A 21,270-nucleotide genomic window follows, 5' to 3' on the forward strand; every position below is an offset into this window, starting at 1 on the left:
AAACAAACGATTAATTGAAACTCCCCTCACCACAGGTAAATAAAGAGTTTCTATTATAATATGCGTCGAAATATGTCACCCCTAAACATGATGACATTCCTTCTAACTCACAAACCTAAGTTGATGAAGCATGAGAACCGTCCGTTCCCTTCTTAACTGTTTCATAAAAAAGAGAGCTGTCTCTTTAAAAGGCAGCTCCCTTATCCTTCGTGCAACAATCCGGTAAAGTACCCATTTTTTCAATTAACTAGATATTTCACCGTGTAAAACTTTATCATCCTGCTGTTTTTGTCTTTTCTCTTTTTCTTTTAAAATATGTCCCATGAAGTTTAACATTGTCATAGCTGCCACTCGTGTTGTAGCTCCGGTTGGGTCATATTGTGGAGCAACTTCTACCAAGTCAAAGCAGATAATATCCCCTTTTTTAGCCATTCCCTCAAGGATTGAATTTAAGAAATCATAGGAGAAACCACCAGGTGACGGAGAGCCCGTTCCTGTGGCAAGTGAAATATCAAAGCAGTCAATATCAATAGTTACATAATATTTATCTGCCTTTGGAATCTTTGCCAAAATTCCTTCTACACCAAGTGCTTCCGATTCCTTAGCTGAAATTAAGGTACTGTTATAAGCCTTTGCAGCTTCAAAATCCTCTTTTCTACTACTGCCTAATCCACGTAAACCAATTTGAACCATATCTTTAATATGATCCATTTCGGACATACGGCGCATCGGGCTTCCATTTCCCCAACTTTGTCCACCTGGAGAATCTGACCAGTCAAGATGAGCGTCTAACTGGACAACCGTTACGGAACCTTCTGGCTCAAGACCGCGGGCAATTGGAATAGAGATGGAGTGATCACCGCCCATAATAGCTGGGATTGCTCCTTTTTCACGGATCTTTCGTACAGCCCATTCTATGGCGTTGAACGAGCCTTGAATATCACCGTGAACAACATCTGCATCTCCACAATCTACAATTACATTCGGTGCTGCAAGAAATACTTCATCACGCTCTGGATCATAGAACCCAGCATCACCACGACTATAATGTGTCGATACTTCCCGAATTCGTCGAGGACCAAAACGGCAGCCTGATAAAAATCCTACACCTGTGTCATATGGTACACCTAGAACAGCTATGTCGGCCTTTAGTTTTTCTAAATCATCACAAATTGGATATTTTGCAAATGAGGCAATTCCTGTTATTGGCATATTTACTTTTTTCATGATAGTTCCCTCCGATATTTTTATTTATAAAAAAGGTGAAAATCAACAAATGTACTAGGAAAATATGATTATACTTTTAATTGTTTTTCTAAATTTCTTGACCACAAGGAAAGTGGATAGCAAATTAGGAAATATCCAATTAAGACCACTGCATATAAAATAAACACAACTGAACTTTGGCCCGACATTTCAATTCGTTCTATCTGAATTTGGGCAGATTTTAAAAACTCTACATTACCAATAAGAACAGTTAAAGCAGTTGATTGAATGACATTAGTTAAAATTCCAATAATGGAAGGAAGGACTCTTTTTGTTGCCTGTGGAAGGATTACATACCTCATCGTTAGCGGGTAATTCAGTCCAAGCGCATAACTCGCTTCCGTTTGCCCTTTATGGATCGATTGAATGGATCCCCGAACAGCTTCCGCAACATTCGCACTTCCCCAAAGACTTAATCCGATTACTGCGGATAAAAAACTAGAAATATGAATTCCTAAAGTAGGTAATAAGAAAAAGACTAAAAACAAAACAACTAATGACGGAATGCCCCGAAATATCGTAATAAATATTTTTGTTATGATACTGGTTATTCGGTTTTCAATCGTCCGTATGATTCCTATTAGGACCCCAAAAATAATGGATGCGAGTACACAACAAATACTTAACCAAATTGTATTTAAAAGCCCCTTCATTAAAAATGGAAAGCTTTCAATAATTGCACTCATATTCCCCCTCCTCGTATCTCTACTTGTTTACCTTTACCATACTTGTTTCTAGTCGTTCAGATTTACTCTTAAGAGTCTTTTTAGCAGGTCGTCGTGTTACATCTAATTTTTTTTCAATTAAACTAAAGACAAAGGAGAGAAACCAGACTAACAATAGATAGATGGCACCAATTGATAGAAACATTTCTAATGTTTTAAACGTAACTGCTACGGTATCAAGAGCGGCGAAAGTTAGTTCGACTACCCCGATACCCGCTAGATAGCTAGAGTTCTTGGCGACAGACAAGGCTGTATTGCTAAAGGAAGGAAAACTCACCCGAAATCCAATTGGAATAATGATATACCGATAAACATGAAAGGTATTCATACCAAGTGAGTACCCAGCCTCTTCTAATTGTTTCGAAACGGAACTAAATCCGCCGCGGAAGTTTTCAATTGCATATGCTCCTCCCCATAAACTAAGGGCAATAATTCCCGTTAAAGGTCCCGAAATGGTAACACCAATTGAAGGAAGACCAAAATATATAAAGAAAATTTGAACAAGTAATGGTGTGTTTCGAATAAATTCCACATACCCTGTTACAAGCGGAGAAATAATAGGAACCTTCATATTTCGAATGAGTGCCCCGATAATGCCAATTAATAAGGATAAGACTAAGCTAATACCACTTATTAATAACGTCATCTTTAATCCTATCATTAGGTATGGCAAGGTATTCATTAAAAAGGTGACATCAAATCCCAAGGTATATTCCCCCTTCCTTTACTACATCGTTACAATACCTTTTGAAGAAATCTTTTCGTTCGATCTACCTTACAATGGTCAAAAATCTCTTCAGGCGTTCCCTCTTCCACAACGACGCCTCCATCCATAAAGATAATTTTATCTCCTACTTCCTTTGCAAAACCCATTTCATGTGTTACGACCACCATGGTCATACCACTCTTAGCTAAATCCTTCATTGTATCAAGTACATCTTTTACCCTTTCAGGATCCAATGCCGAGGTTACTTCGTCAAACAAGATGACATCTGGATTCATCATTAATGCCCTTGCAATGGCTACCCTTTGCTGTTGCCCTCCTGATAGTTGATGTGGATAGTTATCTGCCTTATCATTCATGCCAACTTTCGTAAGGAGTGAATGGGCTAGATCGATTAGTTCATCTTTTTTTCTCGTTTTTTGAACTTTCAGTGGTGTTAGCAACAAATTTTCCATGACGGTAAGATGAGGGAAGAGATTAAAGCTTTGAAACACCATGCCTACCTTTTGCCTTAAATGTTGCAAAGAAATTTCTGAATGGGATTGATCGTTCAAAAAAATGTCCCCATCATTGATTGATTCCAACCTATTAAGGCACCGTAGCAATGTGCTCTTACCTGATCCGCTGGGACCAATAATCACTGTGACCTCCTTTTCACATATAGAGGTCGTAACGCCACGCAATATTGATAACTCGCCAAAGCTTTTGTGAACATTCTCTATCCTAATTTTTGGCTTAGCCATTTATGCACCCTCCTTATTCACATTTACTCCATTCATCTACTTTGCTCTTGGCAATAGTTCTGGTGTACTTTTGTATTCAGGGAACCAAGTTTTAAACCAATCGTAGAATTGATCGTCATTTGCTGTCTTTTTAATAGCTGCGTTCAACCAATTCAACCATTCGTCTTCTCCTTTTCGAACAGCCGCTGCCATTGGAAGTGCTTCGAATGGGTCACCAGTCAGTTTTAGTGAAGGGTCCTTTGCTACAACTTCATACAACACCGTTTCATCATTTACCATCGCAACAGCTCGACCATCTTTTAATGCTTTGATCGCTTCAGAATTTGCTTCCAATTTTAACTGTTTTGCTGATGGCACTAATTTTTCAAGCGCAATACTTCCTGTTGTACCTTTCAGTGTTACAACATTTTTATCTTTTAAATCTTCTAAACTATCAATCTTGCTCGCTTTATCAACCATGATCATGTGCGATGTACTAAAATAAGGCTCGGTATAATCAATGACTTGTTTTCTTTCTTCCGTAACTCCTAAAGAAGCAATCAATAAATCTACCTTTTTTGAATTTAATAATGGGATTCGGTTTGCACTTGTCACAGCAACTAATTCCACTGCATTTTCATCACCAAAAGCGTATTCAGCTAACTTTTTTGCAAAATCAATATCATAGCCGACATTTTTTCCACTTGCATCCATTGATCCAAATGGAGGGAAGTCCGTTTTTACTCCAATGACTAATTTTCCTTTTTCCTTTATGAAGTCCGGTAACTTAGGAAGATCACTAGCAGCATTGCTAACATCTGAACCTTTATCGGAAGATGCTTTTTCTGCCTTCTTTGGCTCTGAACTACAGGCTGTAACAAACATAAAGACAACTAGGCTAAGAAATAAAAGTAAAGAATATTTTTTCATATAAATAACCCCCTCATATATTATTATTTAACCATTTGAAATACTCTGATTTCTGTGGAGATAGTTAGATAAAAGGCTGCTGCTCTTGTTATGATCAGTCAATAACTTGGGATCTAAAAATTGGTTTGCATCAGATTCCTGCATTAGTTTATTTTTTATTACAACTTCACGAATGGTGACATTTTCCTGAAAGGCTTGCTCGGCAATTTGAGTTGCTCTTTTATACCCAGATAAAGCAGCAACAATTGTAGCATTTGACAATGAGGATTCAGCATATTCTATGGCGTTTTCCCGAATTAATTTGACCCCTTCGAGACATTTTTCGGAAAAAATAGGGATGGCATTGGTAAGTAATTGAAAGGAACCAAAAAGATTTTTCATTATGATGGGTGTCCAAACATTGATGTCCAATTCCCCATTATCAACCGCCATCGTTACAGTTTGATCATTCCCATACACTTGGTAACAAACTTGAATCATCATTTCTGGTATGACAGGATTAATCTTTCCGGGCATGATGGATGAACCAGCTTGAACTGCAGGTAATTCTATTTCGCGAAATCCTGCTCGTGGTCCAGATGATAAAAGGCGAAAATCCTTTGCCATTTTTGACAGCCCCGTTGCAAGCCCTTTCAAAGTAGAGGATATCTTCAGATACCCATCTGCATTTTGTAATCCATCAAAGAAATTATCCTTTTTTTCTACTGGAATACCTGATACAGTGGGGAGGAATTGATAAATGGCTTCAATATATCCAGGATAGGTTCCTAAACTTGTTCCAACTGCAGTTGCTCCCAATGGAATCGAGAGGCAAACGGATTTTAACTTCTCAAATTCACCAATCTGTCGTTCGATAAATGAAAGATACCCACTAAATTGCTGTCCTCTTGTAATAGGGATTGCATCTTGTAAACATGTTCTAGCAAGAGCAATATCCTCTGAAAACTCTTGTACCTTTTTTTCTACTGATTTTTTTATGATTAATAGGTTTTTAAGTAGTAATTGAATATATAGGAAACATGTCATATTAACTGCACTTGGGATTACATCATTAGTAGATTGCCCCATATTGACATCGGTATTTGGATGAACAAGCTCATCCCCGATGCTTCCACCTAGAAATTCATTGGCTCGATTAGCAATCACTTCATTAAGATTCATATTTATGGACGTTCCTCCACCACCCTGATAGGGATCTAAAGGGAAATGCCCACTCATTTTTCCAGCCATCACCTCGTCTGCTGATTTGACAATGGCATCGGCAATATCGGGAGCAAGAACTCCGATATGTTGATTACTCAAAGCAGCTGACTTTTTTATTGCGGCAATACACCAAATAAGCTCTGGATACTGTTCAATCGTTTCTCCTGATATTCGAAAGTTTTGGCGTGCACGTTCCGTTTGAATGCCGTAATAGACATTCATTGGTAGATAAAGTTCTCCAATTGAATCCTTTTCACAACGCAAATTGAGCACCCCCTCGTAGAAGAAATTGAGATTTCCATCTTGTCATACTCCCGATTTCCACCTCTCTCATATTATTTAAAGAATAATAAAATAAGACTAGTGTTTTACGCACCCAACTACCCGTTCTGTAATTTGGTTTGGATATTCGACGTAATATAAAACCAAAAAACATATACACAATATAACGAGAATAAAAATGCATGTCAAACAATTCCGAATTGTCATAGAATGAAAAATTATGAATCTTAGACCTATAAAGGCAGGTTAATACTTTACTGAAATATCTTTTGTGTATATTTCAGCTTGGCAGGTTTGAAGAAGGAGATCATGAGAATGAGTTAATCAGATAATCCACTGTCGGATCCATCTATCGTCTACTTAATTAAGGTAACCTTTTGTTAACTAAAATGTGAAACAAAATAATTCCAAAGTGCTAGGGGCACCTAATCAAGTTTGTTACCAGCCTACCTAAACATTCAGAATTATTAGTTTAATGATAACATAAGATTTAAGATAAAAATCATCACAGTTTTTTATCGATTAATAAAGAATTTTTATTAAACAAACCATTAACACTCATTGACTTTACTTTAATCCAAAATAATCCTAATCAAGGAGAAATATAGAAACCTTTCTTTCATTAAGAAAGCCGTTGATTGGTCTACTAAATAGGACCATTTCAACGGCTTCATAAATATAAACTAAACAGGTTAGATTTAAGATAATGTAAAATATCATTGGGCTTGGCACGATCTAAATAAATATGGATTGGATGAAGTTAACAATTGGGGATGGTTCTTTTTCTATTAAATGAATAAGCGTAATTCTTGTACTTACTTCAGCAAACATCTTTAAAGGAACTTGAGCTAATGTACCGTTAGCCAACTCTTCTTGAACTGCATGCTCGGGTAAGAAACAAATGCCTAAATTTTTCTTTACAAGCCTTTTAGCTGCTTCCATATTATCAGTGAATACAATCATTTTTTGATGAAAATTAATAGGTTCAAGCAATCTGCTTATTAAGAGCCAGTCTGGAGAATTATGGTCATAAAAAATAATTTTATGGTTGGCTAATTCCTCGATTGAAACAGGATTATTCCCATTAAAAATGGTATGATCCGGGCTAGCATAAAGACCAACATGACTATCTAAAATCGTAATAGAATTTATTTTTGGATGTATGATCTCTCTAATGATCCCAAAATCAACTTCGTTATTAAGCACCTTTGGAATAACCTCTTCTGAATGAGAAGAGGTTATTTTCACATTTAAGTAAGGAAATCTCTCCAGTAATTGAGGTAATATTTCAGGTATTATATAACTAGAAACCGAATTTGCACAGGCAATTCTAATTTGATCCGGTATATAAATCTGCTGATTTATTTTATATAACGCTTCTTGGTATTGATTTAATATTTTTTCTGCATGGGGGAGAAAGTTTTTCCCTGCATCTGTTAAAAAGGATTTTCGTCCTTCCCTATTTAATAGAACCGTATTTAATTCATTTTCTAACGAGCGAATACGGGCTGAAATGGATGGTTGTGAAAGAAATAATGCTTCGGCTGCCTTATTAAAACTCCCAAACTGAACAACATATACGAAGGCCTCTAAATTTTGAATGTTCATTCCGCTTCCACTCCATTAATATCTATTAAGATTATTATACACGAATAATAGTATTTATTTCAGCGTCTGATTACAGTAAAATTAAAATATTTCAACAAATAAAGAGATAATAGGGAATGAAACTAAATAGGTTTTCTTGAGACGTGATAAAAACCCTGTAAACGCTAAATCAGCCTCCTTCGATATCATTATTATTGAGAAAGAAAACTGTAAACAGAGATACTCGTTCTATTCACTGCTTATTAACTGTTTTATGATTATTATACAAATGGAGACCGACACAATAAGTAGGACAGATAATGATGGTTGTCTTCATCTCCTGTTCTTCGCCCGGAAGTCTACCCGGTCCATCAATAAGAGGCGAAACCAATCCACTTTTTACTCGTTATTCCCAAACCGCTCCTCGACAAACTTCGCACCACAAAAATCACGTAACCTCTTCTATCACAACAAAAACAGCAAAACCAATCAATCATTTGATTAACAAGAAATTTACCAATTAATCGTTTGATTAAATATGACCCAAACCCTCATGTTAAGTGAACTTAAGCCAGTTAGTCAGTAAAATATCTGTCGATGATAGGTCTCAATCTTCGCTAACAATCTTCATTAGGAACCTATAAAAAACATTAACCTACAAAAACTGGCACGTTTTGATCTTAAACAAACGATTAATTGAAAATAGCCCCAACACCGATAAATAGAGAGTTTCTATTATAATTTGCGTCGAAATATGTCCCCCCAATACACGATGACATTTCTTCTGACCCATCAATCTAAGTTCAATGAAACATGAGAACCGTCCCCTGCTTCACCAACCATCCTTACACTTCCCCCATGCAGCCAATCCCACTCAAAAGTTTCACCATCGATATGATAATGAATCGGTTCATCCTCAATGAGACCTTCTTCGCGCATTTCCTCTAACTGCTCATCGTAATACTTATAAAACTTCTGTTTTAGGATTCCATAATAGTAGGCAATCGGCTTCCGGACAACCTTTGTAAATTTTAATTTTCTAATCAGTTGTCTAAAGGAATCAATGGCGATTCTCACAATGACATCCGTTTCTTCAAGCATTCTATAGTCAAAAGCTAGGATATGAACCATATGCCAATAGTCTTCGATTAACTTGGCATCATCGAAGAAACATTTAACAAATTGAACAAATTCCTGGGGCACACGGTTGCTCACGAAGGTGTGATTTAATTCAGACGGTTCTTCTTTACGTTTTTTTATCTTTTGATCTTTTTCAGTTTTAAAAAGATTAATAGTTTCTTTTAGGGGGTTCATTGTTTCCTGTTTGGGTGGTTCATTTACAGCAAAACGATTAAATACATAAAGATTACTCGATTGCGAACCGTTTTTACGTTCTGTTTCATAAACAGTGAAAATGCCTAACTTCACTGCTTTGCTGATCATCCGCTTAAACGTAGAACGGGAAATCCCGTTATCGTGGTATTCATTATGAATCGCTTTTAACACAGTGCCGATCTTAGCATTGCACACACCAGGAATCTTCGCAGCAAAACGAACTAGCCGCTTTAAACCGACTAGCTCCGCTTTTGAAAAATCAGTCTTGTGCCCTACTAACCACATTTCCATATGATGGTTAAACTCTATCAAACTTTCAAATTGCGAAAATTGCTCAAATCCCTCAATGCTGCCTGATTTTAAATTCATCATTTTGCGCCACCCTTTCACCGCTAGTTTCCGTTTCCGGCACCTCTACGATATCGGGTTTTGCTGAGATAATCGAACGGCTAAAATTCCATTTTGACGTGACTTTTTATACGAAAACCCTCATTTTTGCGTTCAAATTTGATTTTTGGAGCCAATTTTTGCAAATTCGGATTGATTTGCTATCAATTTTGATTTTTAGGAGGTTTTATTAATAAAAATTTCCATTCCCTGAAAACCTTCACCAAAAGAATCTGCCCCCATGGTATGTAGCCTTCACTTTTAAAACTGAATACTTCCGAAGGAAGTATTAGATTGAGGCAATGTGTGTATTTCTACCAAAAGACCTTTCAATTGAAAAGGAAAGCGAAGCAAGAGAACCGTCCCCTGCTTCACGGAAAGTGGCACCCGGTTTCGTCCCTCTGAATTGTCATGTATTTGTCACGAATTAGCTCGAGTTATGGGGATTCTCACGTACTTTAGTTCGTGGTAATAAAGTCCTGATTATTATTTAATTAACAGGGGAGGTAATCATTAACATTTTCCCTATATAATTTCCGCTAAGGAAAGGGGCGGATGTTCACACGAAATAGAAAAACGCAATCCTATTGTTCATCAGAGAGTTCTTATCAGAAATAGTAACAGGCAAACTTTTTTTCAAATCAATTGATTTAAAGGAGAGGAAGACTATTATTATTCTAAAAAATTATTTTATCGAAAAGAAAATGATTTTAATGATGGGAGAATATGACCAATTCGGGAAGCTGTGTGCACGGGTCATGGCAGGAAAGTCGTCTTTTCTGGTGGACAGAACCCCCTTACATCTATTAAATGATACATTAACCTACATAGGCTTTGATTTAAGAGGGGCAATGACGGGGGCAAAATCGATCCTCGGCAAGAAAATAAAGTGTCCGATCATCGTGAATCCCTATCTGGGAATTTGCCTTTTTCCGAACAAATCACCCCAAAAGGCAGATTGTATCTGGTTTAACCCCGAACATATTATAACAACGACAGCAATGGGCAATGAGACGAAAGTAGAATTAAGTAATGGTTATTCTATTAGGGTCGATTCAAAATTATCTGCCTTTAATGAAAAAATCCAGACAGCCAATCAGTTAATACGGTTATCAATGGATCGAGGCAATCATCCTGGTCCAGTTACCTGCTATCTCGAGCCTAAAAAAGGACACCAACTGTCCAAGGAGAAAACAGGCAAGTACAATTTTTCTTCCTTAGAAGATGAGCAAAAATAAAAGCTTCAAGCTGTGTGATAACAGTTGTTCAAAAGGAGAATGTCATTGACCCCTTGGCTTCCCCAAAATGTGTAAGATTGAGCTTAATCTAAAAAAAACTTCATGAAAAGGACATTTTACGCACTGCAGTGCGTGGAGTGATATTGCTTGGCATTATGTAATGGTCTTAAAAAGGAGAATTCCTTTGAAAAAGACCAAAGAAGAAATGTATATAGGAATTGGGTTAGGAAGATTGAGAAATGAGAAAAAATGGACACAAGAGAAACTTGCTGAAGAGAGTAAACTAAATACTCGCTACATTCAAGACCTTGAGTATAATGAAAAATCACCGTCTGGAACAACTCTTGGCTTGCTGGCAAATGCTTTTGAGATGAAGCTTTCGGAGTTTCTTAAACAGATTGAGGATGAGATTATTTACAAATATCCTGAAAAAAGGCTACCATAAAAACGGGATCATAAATACAAGCAAATGGAGGTTAAATCTGATAATTTAAAATCAGTTTTTGTTAGGGAGATCCATCCTTAAGATTTCCCAAATCTTTCAAAAGGGACTTTGAGATAATTAATGAAAACAAGAGCAACAGTATATCGGATTTCCAAAATGATGATTTAACATTCTAATATGAGAGCCCTTTCGACTTATTTCTAAATAGTTCATACTATTCAAACGTTTGGTTAAATTGGCTGTAAGTACTAATCTATAGGGGATTTCCCTGCAAATCAGGAAAAAGATAATCGGGGCGTGACAGGCACCAAGATCGAAATTTGTCGAAACTACAGTGGCTTTTTACTAACTTTATGTACGTATATAATATATAATATTTATTTAAGGGCAAACTCACTGAAAGGTGACGACGCAAAGCTATAGGGGCTTCTGTCATAAGACCTGCCAGCCAGCTACCATCAAATGAAAAAGGGGAATTTTTTGATGTCAAAAAGTATTTGGACCACACCCGAAGAGGTAATGAGAAAGAAGAAAATGAAGAAGAACCCACTTTATATTTCAATAATGATAGGCACAGTCATACTTAGTGTAGCAGTGACGGTACTCGTCAACTCAATATAGAATAATCTATTCTTATATGAATCGTTCCGTTTTCCTATTCTTTTAAAGACTAAACTACAAAAAAACTAGCAGGACACAATTATTAATAATATTTTTGAATCGGCATTCAGCTGATTCTTTTTGTTCATACAGCAGGTACAAGGTGATTACGGCCACGGGAATTACCAAGCTTCGACAACTTTTTACCAATAAAAAGCTCCTCTTATTACAAAGCGTATCTAGTTAAAAACCAATATTTACGCTTTAGCTTTAGTTATCCCCTAGTCTTTTAAGAATTGCTCATAACGACGAATAGAAAATGAGTTAGAAAGGCGAAAATATAATATGATGCTTGTATGGATGTTCACATAAAATCCACTTTCTTAACTAAACCAAACTCCTACCAAATAGATTAAATGTTCCGATGCTACAAATATCGACATATCTCGAGCGGTGACAAGCACCAGAATTTACCTCCATTTTCCCAAATCAATTAATAACAAATTATTACAAATTCAAGGCCAAAAAAACAGAGAGGCACCCTCTCCGTTTAACCATCGTGCTTCACCGCATTAAACTTTAACTGAGTGGGGATCCAACCTCCTAAATGCGCAATTACAACAGATTAAGCAACAGCTTCTTTTTTATTATTTTTACCCTTGGATTTCCTTTCTAAAATTAGGCCTTTTATAAATTTAATTAGTGGCATTTCAATAACATAATGTAGAATACAACCAGCAATTAAAGTAATAATTACACATAAAGTGATACTGATAAAGTAACCAAAGATGTCATATAAGTTTAAATAGTTAAAAATTTTATTTAGAAAAGAAACAGAAATGTAATTAATTAAATATATTGAGTAAGAAGCATTTCCTAATATGAACAAAATATTTATATGTCGCAATTTTCCCTTAGATTCTAATGATACTAAACCAAAAATGATGAAAAATGCAGGAATCCCCCAAGCGATGATTCTGTGTACTTCAATTATTTTAGAAAATTGGTTATACCAAGAAAAAGCAAACCAAATTAAACCGAAAAATAAAGATAGTTTACCAAAGTTCTTGAGTTTATTTTCTTTAGATACAAATAAATGCGCTGCTAAACTACCTAAGGCAAAGTCTATATTATACGGGTTAAAAAGAAATTTAATCCAAATATTTTGTCCTTCCCAAATATCCCTAGGCATAAAAATGAATAATAAACAAGTAGTAGTAAGCCATAAAGCTATAACAGAATACGAAACTTTCCTGTTCTTATTAAAAATTAAAATTAAGCCAAAAATAATGTAAAACAAAACCTCATGCCTCAATGACCAAGCAACATTTAATATTGGAAAATGAATATCGGGTATAAGAAGCCAGGACTTAATTATAAACATAGGATTTGTTTCAAAGCCTTCACCAAAAGATGGAATTAAAAAGTATAAAGGCGTTACTACTAGAAGTACTACCCAATATACTGGATAAACCCTAATAAATCTCTTTAGTAAAAAAGGTTTAAGTTTCTCTTTGTTACCAATATCAGGCCGATGAACAAAATAAATAATAAACCCACTTAATACAAAAAATATATCTACACCCATATATCCGGCTCTAAAAAAATTATTTAAATAGCTATAATGGTGGTAGACTTTAAAAAGACTAGTTGCATGTAAAAGAAGAACAAATGTTGCAGCTATCCCTCTAATATATTGCAATGAGTAAAGTGTAGATTTCATATTAATCTCCTTCAAATGTATTTAATTCTTAGAGAAGAAGGCACGGAGATGTTCCTTTCACTAATGTTAATAGGTACCATTTCTAGTTCAAAAGGGAAAAGTGTTATTTGTAAGTGTAGCTAATTTTTTTGGTGTAATTATTGAATGCGAAATTGATTTAGTAGTACAAAGTCTATCAAAAAGTGATAAATATTATAATATAATGGAGCCAATTAATTAGATGGCGTACCTTTTGCATGACCCAAATTACTGTAACCATTTAATGATTGTTTTAAGCAACCGGTTGGAATTTAGATACTTTGCAGTTGAATTTCACTGTATTCGATAATCGTTGGATTAGAGATTTGACTAATGACTTGAACAAAAAACCCCTTATCCATATTTTTGATAAGGGATTTTTACAAAAGTCTGAACTAATCCCTACTGAACAAATCTCGGGTATAAACCTTATCCTCAACCTCACGTAGGTCATCAGACAATCGATTCGCCACAATCACATCAGATACCCTCTTAAATTCCTCTAAGTCATTAATTACTCTAGAATTAAAGAATTTTTCCTCATCGAGAGCCGGTTCGTATACAACCACTTCAATACCTTTAGCTTTAATACGCTTCATTACACCTTGAATGGCGGATTGTCTAAAGTTATCTGAATCCATTTTCATAGTGAGTCTATAGATACCCACTATCTTAGGTTTCCTTTTTATAATCATTTCCGCAACGTGATCTTTTCTAGTCCTATTTGCATCAACGATTGCTGTCATTATATTATTAGGAACATTCGAATAATTGGCTAATAGCTGCTTTGTATCTTTTGGCAGGCAGTATCCACCATAACCAAAGGAAGGATTATTATAATGATTCCCTATTCGTGGATCAAGCCCAACTCCATCAATGATTTGTTTAGTATCTAATCCTCTTACTTCAGCGTATGAATCTAGTTCATTGAAAAAAGCGACTCTCATCGCTAAGTAGGTATTTGCAAATAGTTTAATGGCCTCCGCTTCAGTGGAATTCGTAAACAAAATATCGATATTTTCTTTTAAGGCACCTTCAACTAGTAAATCAGCGAAAACTTTAGCTCTTTCTGATTGTTCTCCCACCACAATTCTTGAAGGGCATAAGTTATCCAAAAGTGCTTTTCCTTCTCTTAAGAACTCCGGTGAGAAAATAATATTATCAGTTTCAAACTTCTCCCTTACTTTCTCTGTATAGCCTACTGGAACTGTAGACTTGATTACCATTATAGCATCCGGGTTAATAGATAATACATTGGCAATAACAGCTTCAACAGTTCTTGTGTTAAAATAGTTCTTTTCCGGATCATAGTTTGTTGGTGTTGAAATAATGACATACTCTGCATCTATGAATGCTTTATAATTATCCGTTGTTGCAATTAAATTAAGTTCTTTTGTTGCTAAATATTCTTCAATCTCATTATCTATAATAGGAGATCTTCTATTATTAATCATATCAACTTTTTCTTGAATAATATCAAGAGCTATTACCTCATTATGTTGAGCTAAAAGAATCGCATTCGATAATCCTACATAGCCTGTTCCTGCTATTGTAATTTTCACGTTCACTACATCTCCACTGTTCTGTAATTTTTACGATGATTTAGATTGAAAATAATTATCGTAAAGTTTTCTAAATTAGGCAAAAATTAGGTGACGACATGCACCATGAATAATCAAAAAAGGTAAATACCAGTTCTTACAGATTTACAAAAAGGTTTATTCAATTAAAAAGAAAAAATAGAACCAAGTTCTTTTGGTGGTTGATTTTTTTGGGATAATTCGGTCTATCAAATGGGGAGCTATCGATGTAAACAGCTTCTCCTTAATTTAAAACGGCCATAAAAGTGTAATCTCCTAATCTATAAGCCAAAACATATATCTAAACTAAAAAAAGCTAGCGAGACACTTGCGTTTAAATCAATTCATATTCAATTGATAACACAGTTCCTCTACTTCATTCCAATCCTTTATAACACGGACAATATCTTCTTCAATTAATTCCTGACCACTTTGTACTTCAATAAGTTCTAATTCAGTTATGGCCTTTAAAGCATGATGATCACCTGAATTTATTTGAAGAACATCTCCTGGACGAACAACTCGCAATTTTCCATTTAATGCAACAAGCCCTTCCCCTTTTATAAAAGTCCATGTTTCACTTCGTTTATTATGAAATTGATAGCTTAAATTTTTCCCCGCATTAATGCAAATTCTTTTAGTTAAAACTTCGTTCCCTTGCTCAAATTTAGATTGGTCAAGTATCCGATACCACCCCCATCTGCGCTCCTCATACATCGGCCTGTTGTCAAATTCCCCCACTAACTCTTTAATACGTGGACTTGCCTCTTTATCAGCTACTAAAATACCATCCGGACTTGCAGCTACGATTACATTGGACATGCCTAAAACAGTAACTGGAATATCCAATTCATTAATTAAATGGGTATTGGTTGAATCCGCACTGATTACACCTTTACCAATCTGGTTAATGCCCATCTCGTCTGTAAGTGTATTCCAAGTACCCAAGTCCTTCCAGTAACCATTATAAGGAATGACCACTATATTTTTTGTTTTTTCTACTACTTCATAATCAAAACTTATTTTGGGAAGTTTATCATACTGTTTTAGCAATTCTTCATAATAAATAGGTAATCCCTTTGCTTCTAAAATATTTATTAAATAGTCTAATTTGAAAGCAAATACTCCACAATTCCATAAGGATCCTTGAGAAATTAACTCCTTTGCCTTCTCCACTCCTGGCTTTTCAATAAACAACTTAACTTTACTATAATCGGAGCTTTTTACTTTTTCTTCTTCGGGAACAATGTAACCATACTTTGAAGATGGGTAAGTTGGATTTACTCCAATTAATGCAAGGTCAGCTCCACTTTGTTGGATAACACATTCTAAATCTTGTACTCGTTTAAAAAATTTATCTTCCACGTATGGATCAACAGGCAATACAGCAATTGTTTCCTCTAAACTTACAGACTTTACACTGTACAAATAACTTGCAGCTAAAGCAATTGCAGGAAAAGTATCTCGCCGACTTGGCTCAACAATTAAGCCAGCTTCACCATTTAGCTGGCTTAGAATCATATCTACTTGTGATTTACTTGTTGATACAACAGAGGAATTTTCTAATCCCGTTTTAACCAGCTGCCCCCAAACACGTTGAACCATTGATTCAAGATTGGCATTTTCATTTTCTAGGACCTTCAAAAACTGCTTTGAGCGTGAATCGTTAGATAAAGGCCAAAGACGCTTTCCTGATCCACCGGATAGTAATACTAACTTCATTTAAAGTCCTCCCCCAAAAATAGCATCAAATTAAACCTTTATTCTTTTCATTCCTACATATATTATTAATTCAATATTTCTAGTAGGCTATCTTCGGACAGTAATTCTTCAAATTGGCTTCTTCAAATCATTTTTTACTATAAGCCCGCCTATTAATTAACTAACCATTAATTTACTTTTATTGTAGGAAATAAAAAAGCGCTATTTTTTCGATTCAATTGCGCTTTTCCATACCCTTATTAAGTTATCAGTATTTTTGCTCCATGAATAGTTAGTAAAAACAAAATGCTGTCCCTTTTTAGATAATGAGGTCCTCAAATTATCATCACAAATTAAACTATCTAATCCCGAAAAAAGTTCCTCATCTGTCATTTTCTGAACTACCTCATTTTCACTAACACCTTCAACACCTTGCAACGCCAATGGGGTTGCAACGATTGGTAAACCGCAAGCTAGTGCTTCAAGAATCTTATTTTGCATTCCGGTTCCCGAATACATCGGGTAAACCCCAATCTTTGCTTTACATAAATACTGGCAAATATCCTCAACAAAACCTGTCACTACAATATTATTAGATCCATCTAAATTTTGAATTTTTGGTGAAGGGTCTTTGCCAACAATATATAATTTATAGTTCGGATATTTCAAATGAATTTTTGGCCAAATATTTTTTGTGAAGTTCATAGTAGCTTCAATATTTGGAAAGTAATTCATGTTACCGTGAAAAACGATAGTATTTTCCCTATCAAATTCCTTGTAATTCTGTAAATAAGTTTTTGTTATAAATGTGCCATTAGGATTTATAACAATATTTTCATATCCCATATGATTTTTATCATTTTCAGAAACAAGCATACACTTTTGATAAGACTCCAAAACCTTCTTTTCGTATTTTTGTAACAATTTGCTTTCAATTTGAAGTATTTTTTTTAATAATGGAGTTTCCTTATTTGCCCTTCTAGCCATATTTAGAGATAAGGCGTCAATCATATCTAAAACCTTTGGCTTATTTGAATCTATAAAATATTCTCCTAATCTAACTGTTTGAACATGTATAATATCGGGATTAATTTCTTTTGAAATTTCTTTTACCTTTTTTAATAGAGAATTATTAGTATAAAGGTTTACCTGTAATGGTCTAAAATTAATTGCTGTTTTCAATAAATTTTTAGCCATCGTTATTTTTTTCATCTTTAAAAAGTAAATTTTCTCACAATATTGACCCAACACATTGTTTACTTCATCACTTTCCCTATCACTATTAACAAAACTGATTAAATATACCTTTACATTATTATCTTTTAACTGTTTAATTTGCTCATAAGCGATAAGTTGATCCCCTTTGTGAGGCGGATATGGAGGCCTTGTAGTAAAATAAATAGCTTTCATTTTAAACTCCTATATAAACAGTAGATGTCTCCATTACTGTCATTTTTTATGGAAAAGTAATTCTTGCATTAATAATTCAATATTTTTATTTAATGTAAAATTCTCCTGTATTTTAATTACGTTGTTTCTGCTAATCTTTTGAAGTAAACTAGTTTTCTCAAATAAATTTTTAATTAAAGTAACATTTTCAGGAATATTATTTCTATCCAAAAAAAATCCATTTTCATTATTTTTGACAACCTCTTTAATTCCCCCAACATTAGTCGTAAAAATTGGAAGACCTGAAGCCATTGCTTCTAATATTGTTAATGGTAACCCTTCATTTTTCGACAGGAACAATAACGCATCTGATATTCCATAATAATCAATTACATTTGAAGTTTTTCCAGTAAAAGTGACCTTTTCAAGTAGCTGCTTTTCTTGTACATATGCTTTAGCCATTTCTAAATCTGGCCCATCGCCTACTAAAATTAATAGAAAATCATCACTTAGATTTTCAATTATTTTTAGCGCTTCTAGCTGACCTTTATTATCCGTAAATACCCCTACCATAACTAATATTTTTTTATCTTTTTCAAATCTTAATCTACTCCGTAATTTCATCTTATCTACTTCATTAATTGGATAAAATTTAGCTGTGTCAATACCATTATGAATCACCGACACCTTAGACTTACTAGCTATTGGGCTTATTGTATTGTAAGAGACTCCGATAAGACGTACATAATTATTGAGCAAAACTTTATAAAGGCTTTTTCTAAAGATCTTTTTTATAACTCCATCTTGCTGGTCAATAATTGAAGAGTGTTGGATAGCAATCTTTTTATAAGACATGGGAAATAAAGCCCCTAAATAAATAGCTCTATTTCCGTTAAATATAAAGACATCATCTTTTAATGTTCTATTTAATATTTCATTTTTAATTTTTTTAAATTCCCTGTAATCTATACTAGAAACATAAACAATCTCTATCTTTTCCAAAGAATTTATTTGTTCTTCGCTAAAAATAGAATTTTTAATAAAGAGACGAATATCATATATTGATTGTAATTTCAGAACAATATTATATAAATATAATTCCTGCCCTCCTAAAACATTACTGAGGTTCACGAAATTTATTTTCACTATTTAAACTCCTTGTAATAAAGTAAATTAAAGGAATGACTATTATTAATCTCCCAAAGAAAAAGCTAAAATCCATCCTAAAAAGTAAAAATAATTTAGCAACATAAAGGATATATATTCCATATAAAAATATGGACTGAGTCTTAAGAGCATTATTTCTTAAAAGCCTCAGAAATACCCCAGCCGAAAGAAAAAATATAATTATCCCAATATAGCCTAAGTTCCAATATGCGTCTGCGACACCAGTTATTCCAACACCAAAGGGGTAAATTTCCACTTCTCTTTGAGAAAAATGGAGTATATCCAACATGAATTGTCCATTAGCAGTATAAAATGTTGGTTTAATTCCGAATGGATCTGGTATCATAAAAAATCCAAAGCTATAAATAATAAGAAATGGCTTAAATGATGTAATATTATTTTTTAAACCTTCTAAGACTTGAGTTGCATTACTAAATATTAATAGATCACCTTTATTTAAAAAAGGGAATGTTGTGATTAGTATTAATAATACAGCAATAAAAGTTATTGACAAAAAGGCTTTCTCTTTAACTTTCTCGTAAAAATAAATTAATAACAAGAGAAAGGGTAGTATTAAAACATATCTACTGTATTCTTCTCCTTGAAATAGATTTATAAAATTCTCGAGATAAAAAATTATCACTAAAAAGATTATATTTATGACCTTTAGTAAAAAGCTTCTTTTACTAGCAATTAAAACCCAAAGATAACCGAAGAAGAAAATCGTAGCAATATCATCGAAAATGAATATTAATGCCTTTATGATGTTATTACCATTAAAATTAGATAATAAAGTACAAAGGAGTTTTAATATTATTGCTGATATTAAATATTTTTTTGTCCTTTTTAACTCCTTTTTAATATTACTATTTATTATTGTGCTTGCTTTTTTACCCTTATAAGAAAATCCTATGACGATAAATAAAAGCGCGGAGAAGAACATCCAATAAAAATTTAATAGATATTTCCATGATATATAAAGTTCTTTATACTTTAGTGTTGGTGGTAAATATAATATTAAAAAACTAATAATTATTATTAGAAATATAGGTGTTTTATAGAATTGAACTTTAATAACAACTAGAACCAACATAATGAAGACAGTAATAGCTCCTACTACACTAATTATGCCCATATTGTAACTCCTGCAAAAAGCTCCTTATTGCATGTTTATTATTCCACTTATACACTTTATCAAGAATTATTTTCTCGTTAAAAGTCCTTTTTTTCATATCAAGTATGGTTTTACTTAATACTTCTTTGTTTATATCATACAAGATTTCGCCAGTATTTTTATTTACTAAATCAGCACCAGCGCCAACATAACGAGAAAGCAGGACTGGTATCCCAAAGCACATTGCTTCGTTAACTACCATTCCCCATGGCTCACTTTCACTCACCAGTAGTAGCAAGTCAGAAACTACATATAACCTTGCTAATTCCTCACTTGGCATAAAATCTTTGATGATGAGCCCATCTAAATTGTATTTCTCTTTAAAGGAAAATATATTACTTGTTAATTCCCCCCCTCCAACCATTATGAATTTAATAGTTTTATCATGAGAGTATAACTCCTTGTATGCTTCTAGCATTAAATTAATATTTTTCCTATCGATAAATTGTCCCACATAAATTAGAACAAAATCGTCCTTTAGAATGCCCATACTGTCCTTGATTTCCTCTTTGTATGGTTGGAATTTTTGAGAAAAATTAAAATACATTTCATTATCTACCGCATCTGGAATAACAGTAATATTATTTTTCGAAACTCCATAATTTAAAATAAATTCTTTTGCTAAGGTACCAGATACAAAATGATGGTTAGCATTTTTAATTGAAAACTTCCGCAACTTATCTACTTTCCCCTTATTTATTGGAGTAAATGGCAACGTTTCATTCCACCATATATATTTAACCCCTAATATTTTACAGCAAAGTGCCGCAAAATAAGAGGTGAAGGAAGCATCTCCAATAATTAATTGGTCTGGCCTTTTAAATAATAGATAAAAAAGAATACTAAACTTTAAATAAATAAAGCGATAATCATTTAAATTATTCTTTAGCGTCACGCTAATTCCAAATAATTTTTTAACCTTAAAATTGGAGGTTCTAGGGATATCCCATGATCTATTTTTTTCATTTTTTGTACATATTAATATATCTAGTTTTACCTTTTCCCCCACTCCATTAAATAATGGAAGCCGATACGGAGGAATAATGTTGGTTAAAACCGCAATCTTTTTCAATC

General features: G+C 34.0%; 17 protein-coding genes and 1 riboswitch. Of the genes, 2 read left to right on the forward strand and 15 right to left on the reverse strand.

The genetic code is table 11. The annotated features are described in order from the left end of the window. Window positions 1-243 precede the first annotated feature (243 nt). The 8 genes from BABA_RS14745 to BABA_RS14780 form a co-directional block, all read right to left on the reverse strand. Window positions 244-1,227, reverse strand: coding sequence for an agmatinase (locus BABA_RS14745; RefSeq protein WP_007086003.1), 984 nt, complete (start codon window positions 1,225-1,227; stop codon window positions 244-246). A 68-nt stretch (window positions 1,228-1,295) separates the two neighbouring features. Beyond that, window positions 1,296-1,952: an amino acid ABC transporter permease gene (locus BABA_RS14750; RefSeq protein WP_007086004.1), complete on the reverse strand. Its 657-nt coding sequence runs from the start codon at window positions 1,950-1,952 to the stop codon at window positions 1,296-1,298. 19 nt (window positions 1,953-1,971) lie between these two features. Next, window positions 1,972-2,697 (reverse strand): amino acid ABC transporter permease, encoded by a 726-nt coding sequence (locus BABA_RS14755; protein ID WP_007086005.1) that lies wholly within the window; start codon window positions 2,695-2,697, stop codon window positions 1,972-1,974. Window positions 2,698-2,726: 29 nt separating this feature from the next. Next, on the reverse strand, window positions 2,727-3,458 hold the full coding sequence (locus BABA_RS14760) for an amino acid ABC transporter ATP-binding protein (RefSeq protein ID WP_007086006.1): 732 nt from the start codon (window positions 3,456-3,458) through the stop codon (window positions 2,727-2,729). Window positions 3,459-3,494: 36 nt separating this feature from the next. Further along, entirely contained in the window at window positions 3,495-4,367 is an 873-nt protein-coding gene (locus BABA_RS14765; RefSeq protein WP_007086007.1) for a transporter substrate-binding domain-containing protein, read from the reverse strand. Between the two features lie 27 nt (window positions 4,368-4,394). After that, window positions 4,395-5,834 (reverse strand): aspartate ammonia-lyase, encoded by a 1,440-nt coding sequence (locus BABA_RS14770; RefSeq protein ID WP_007086008.1) that lies wholly within the window; start codon window positions 5,832-5,834, stop codon window positions 4,395-4,397. Window positions 5,835-6,587: 753 nt separating this feature from the next. Next, entirely contained in the window at window positions 6,588-7,460 is an 873-nt protein-coding gene (locus BABA_RS14775) for a LysR family transcriptional regulator (protein ID WP_007086009.1), read from the reverse strand. A gap of 771 nt (window positions 7,461-8,231) precedes the next feature. Beyond that, window positions 8,232-9,146 carry a hypothetical protein gene (locus BABA_RS14780; RefSeq protein ID WP_235749701.1) on the reverse strand — a complete coding sequence of 305 codons (915 nt, stop codon included), beginning with the start codon at window positions 9,144-9,146 and terminating at the stop codon, window positions 8,232-8,234. A 602-nt stretch (window positions 9,147-9,748) separates the two neighbouring features. Between BABA_RS14780 and BABA_RS26085 the strand changes: the two genes are divergently transcribed. Both BABA_RS26085 and BABA_RS14790 read left to right on the forward strand, forming a co-directional pair. Beyond that, window positions 9,749-10,399, forward strand: coding sequence for a competence protein ComK (locus tag BABA_RS26085; RefSeq protein ID WP_007086011.1), 651 nt, complete (start codon window positions 9,749-9,751; stop codon window positions 10,397-10,399). Window positions 10,400-10,583: 184 nt separating this feature from the next. Next, window positions 10,584-10,844: a helix-turn-helix domain-containing protein gene (locus tag BABA_RS14790; protein ID WP_007086012.1), complete on the forward strand. Its 261-nt coding sequence runs from the start codon at window positions 10,584-10,586 to the stop codon at window positions 10,842-10,844. A gap of 376 nt (window positions 10,845-11,220) precedes the next feature. Beyond that, a riboswitch (cyclic di-GMP riboswitch) is annotated at window positions 11,221-11,304 on the forward strand. Window positions 11,305-12,069: 765 nt separating this feature from the next. Here BABA_RS14790 and BABA_RS26090 read toward each other — a convergent pair. From BABA_RS26090 to BABA_RS14825, 7 genes are all read right to left on the reverse strand, one after another. Further along, window positions 12,070-13,167 carry an acyltransferase family protein gene (locus BABA_RS26090; protein ID WP_007086013.1) on the reverse strand — a complete coding sequence of 366 codons (1,098 nt, stop codon included), beginning with the start codon at window positions 13,165-13,167 and terminating at the stop codon, window positions 12,070-12,072. A gap of 413 nt (window positions 13,168-13,580) precedes the next feature. Then, window positions 13,581-14,747: a nucleotide sugar dehydrogenase gene (locus BABA_RS14800; RefSeq protein WP_007086014.1), complete on the reverse strand. Its 1,167-nt coding sequence runs from the start codon at window positions 14,745-14,747 to the stop codon at window positions 13,581-13,583. 357 nt (window positions 14,748-15,104) lie between these two features. Further along, a complete protein-coding gene (locus tag BABA_RS14805; RefSeq protein WP_007086015.1) occupies window positions 15,105-16,487 on the reverse strand; it encodes a sugar phosphate nucleotidyltransferase in 1,383 nt (460 codons plus the stop codon). A 201-nt stretch (window positions 16,488-16,688) separates the two neighbouring features. Beyond that, window positions 16,689-17,876, reverse strand: coding sequence for a glycosyltransferase family 4 protein (locus tag BABA_RS14810; protein ID WP_007086016.1), 1,188 nt, complete (start codon window positions 17,874-17,876; stop codon window positions 16,689-16,691). A gap of 39 nt (window positions 17,877-17,915) precedes the next feature. Then, the gene (locus tag BABA_RS14815) at window positions 17,916-19,001 is read right to left on the reverse strand and encodes a glycosyltransferase family 4 protein (RefSeq protein WP_007086017.1); all 1,086 of its coding nucleotides are present in this window, start codon (window positions 18,999-19,001) and stop codon (window positions 17,916-17,918) included. Continuing rightward, on the reverse strand, window positions 18,973-20,157 hold the full coding sequence (locus tag BABA_RS14820; protein WP_007086018.1) for an O-antigen polymerase: 1,185 nt from the start codon (window positions 20,155-20,157) through the stop codon (window positions 18,973-18,975). The genes BABA_RS14815 and BABA_RS14820 overlap by 29 nt, the downstream gene beginning before the upstream one ends. Continuing rightward, complete coding sequence (locus BABA_RS14825; RefSeq protein WP_007086019.1) at window positions 20,144-21,268, reverse strand: glycosyltransferase family 4 protein; 1,125 nt, start codon at window positions 21,266-21,268, stop codon at window positions 20,144-20,146. The genes BABA_RS14820 and BABA_RS14825 overlap by 14 nt, the downstream gene beginning before the upstream one ends. Window positions 21,269-21,270: the final 2 nt, after the last annotated feature.

The organism is Neobacillus bataviensis LMG 21833, assembly GCF_000307875.1.
Taxonomy (GTDB): Bacteria; Bacillota; Bacilli; order Bacillales; family Cytobacillaceae; genus Neobacillus; species Neobacillus bataviensis.

Coding starts and splice junctions, on each gene's coding strand:
- BABA_RS14745 (WP_007086003.1), bottom strand. CDS start 1,227: ATGAAAAAAGTAAATATGCCAATAACAGGAATTGCCTCATTTGCAAAA.
- BABA_RS14750 (WP_007086004.1), bottom strand. CDS start 1,952: ATGAGTGCAATTATTGAAAGCTTTCCATTTTTAATGAAGGGGCTTTTA.
- BABA_RS14760 (WP_007086006.1), bottom strand. CDS start 3,458: ATGGCTAAGCCAAAAATTAGGATAGAGAATGTTCACAAAAGCTTTGGC.
- BABA_RS14765 (WP_007086007.1), bottom strand. CDS start 4,367: ATGAAAAAATATTCTTTACTTTTATTTCTTAGCCTAGTTGTCTTTATG.
- BABA_RS14775 (WP_007086009.1), bottom strand. CDS start 7,460: ATGAACATTCAAAATTTAGAGGCCTTCGTATATGTTGTTCAGTTTGGG.
- BABA_RS14780 (WP_235749701.1), bottom strand. CDS start 9,146: ATGATGAATTTAAAATCAGGCAGCATTGAGGGATTTGAGCAATTTTCG.
- BABA_RS26090 (WP_007086013.1), bottom strand. CDS start 13,167: ATGAAATCTACACTTTACTCATTGCAATATATTAGAGGGATAGCTGCA.
- BABA_RS14805 (WP_007086015.1), bottom strand. CDS start 16,487: ATGAAGTTAGTATTACTATCCGGTGGATCAGGAAAGCGTCTTTGGCCT.
- BABA_RS14810 (WP_007086016.1), bottom strand. CDS start 17,876: ATGAAAGCTATTTATTTTACTACAAGGCCTCCATATCCGCCTCACAAA.
- BABA_RS14820 (WP_007086018.1), bottom strand. CDS start 20,157: ATGGGCATAATTAGTGTAGTAGGAGCTATTACTGTCTTCATTATGTTG.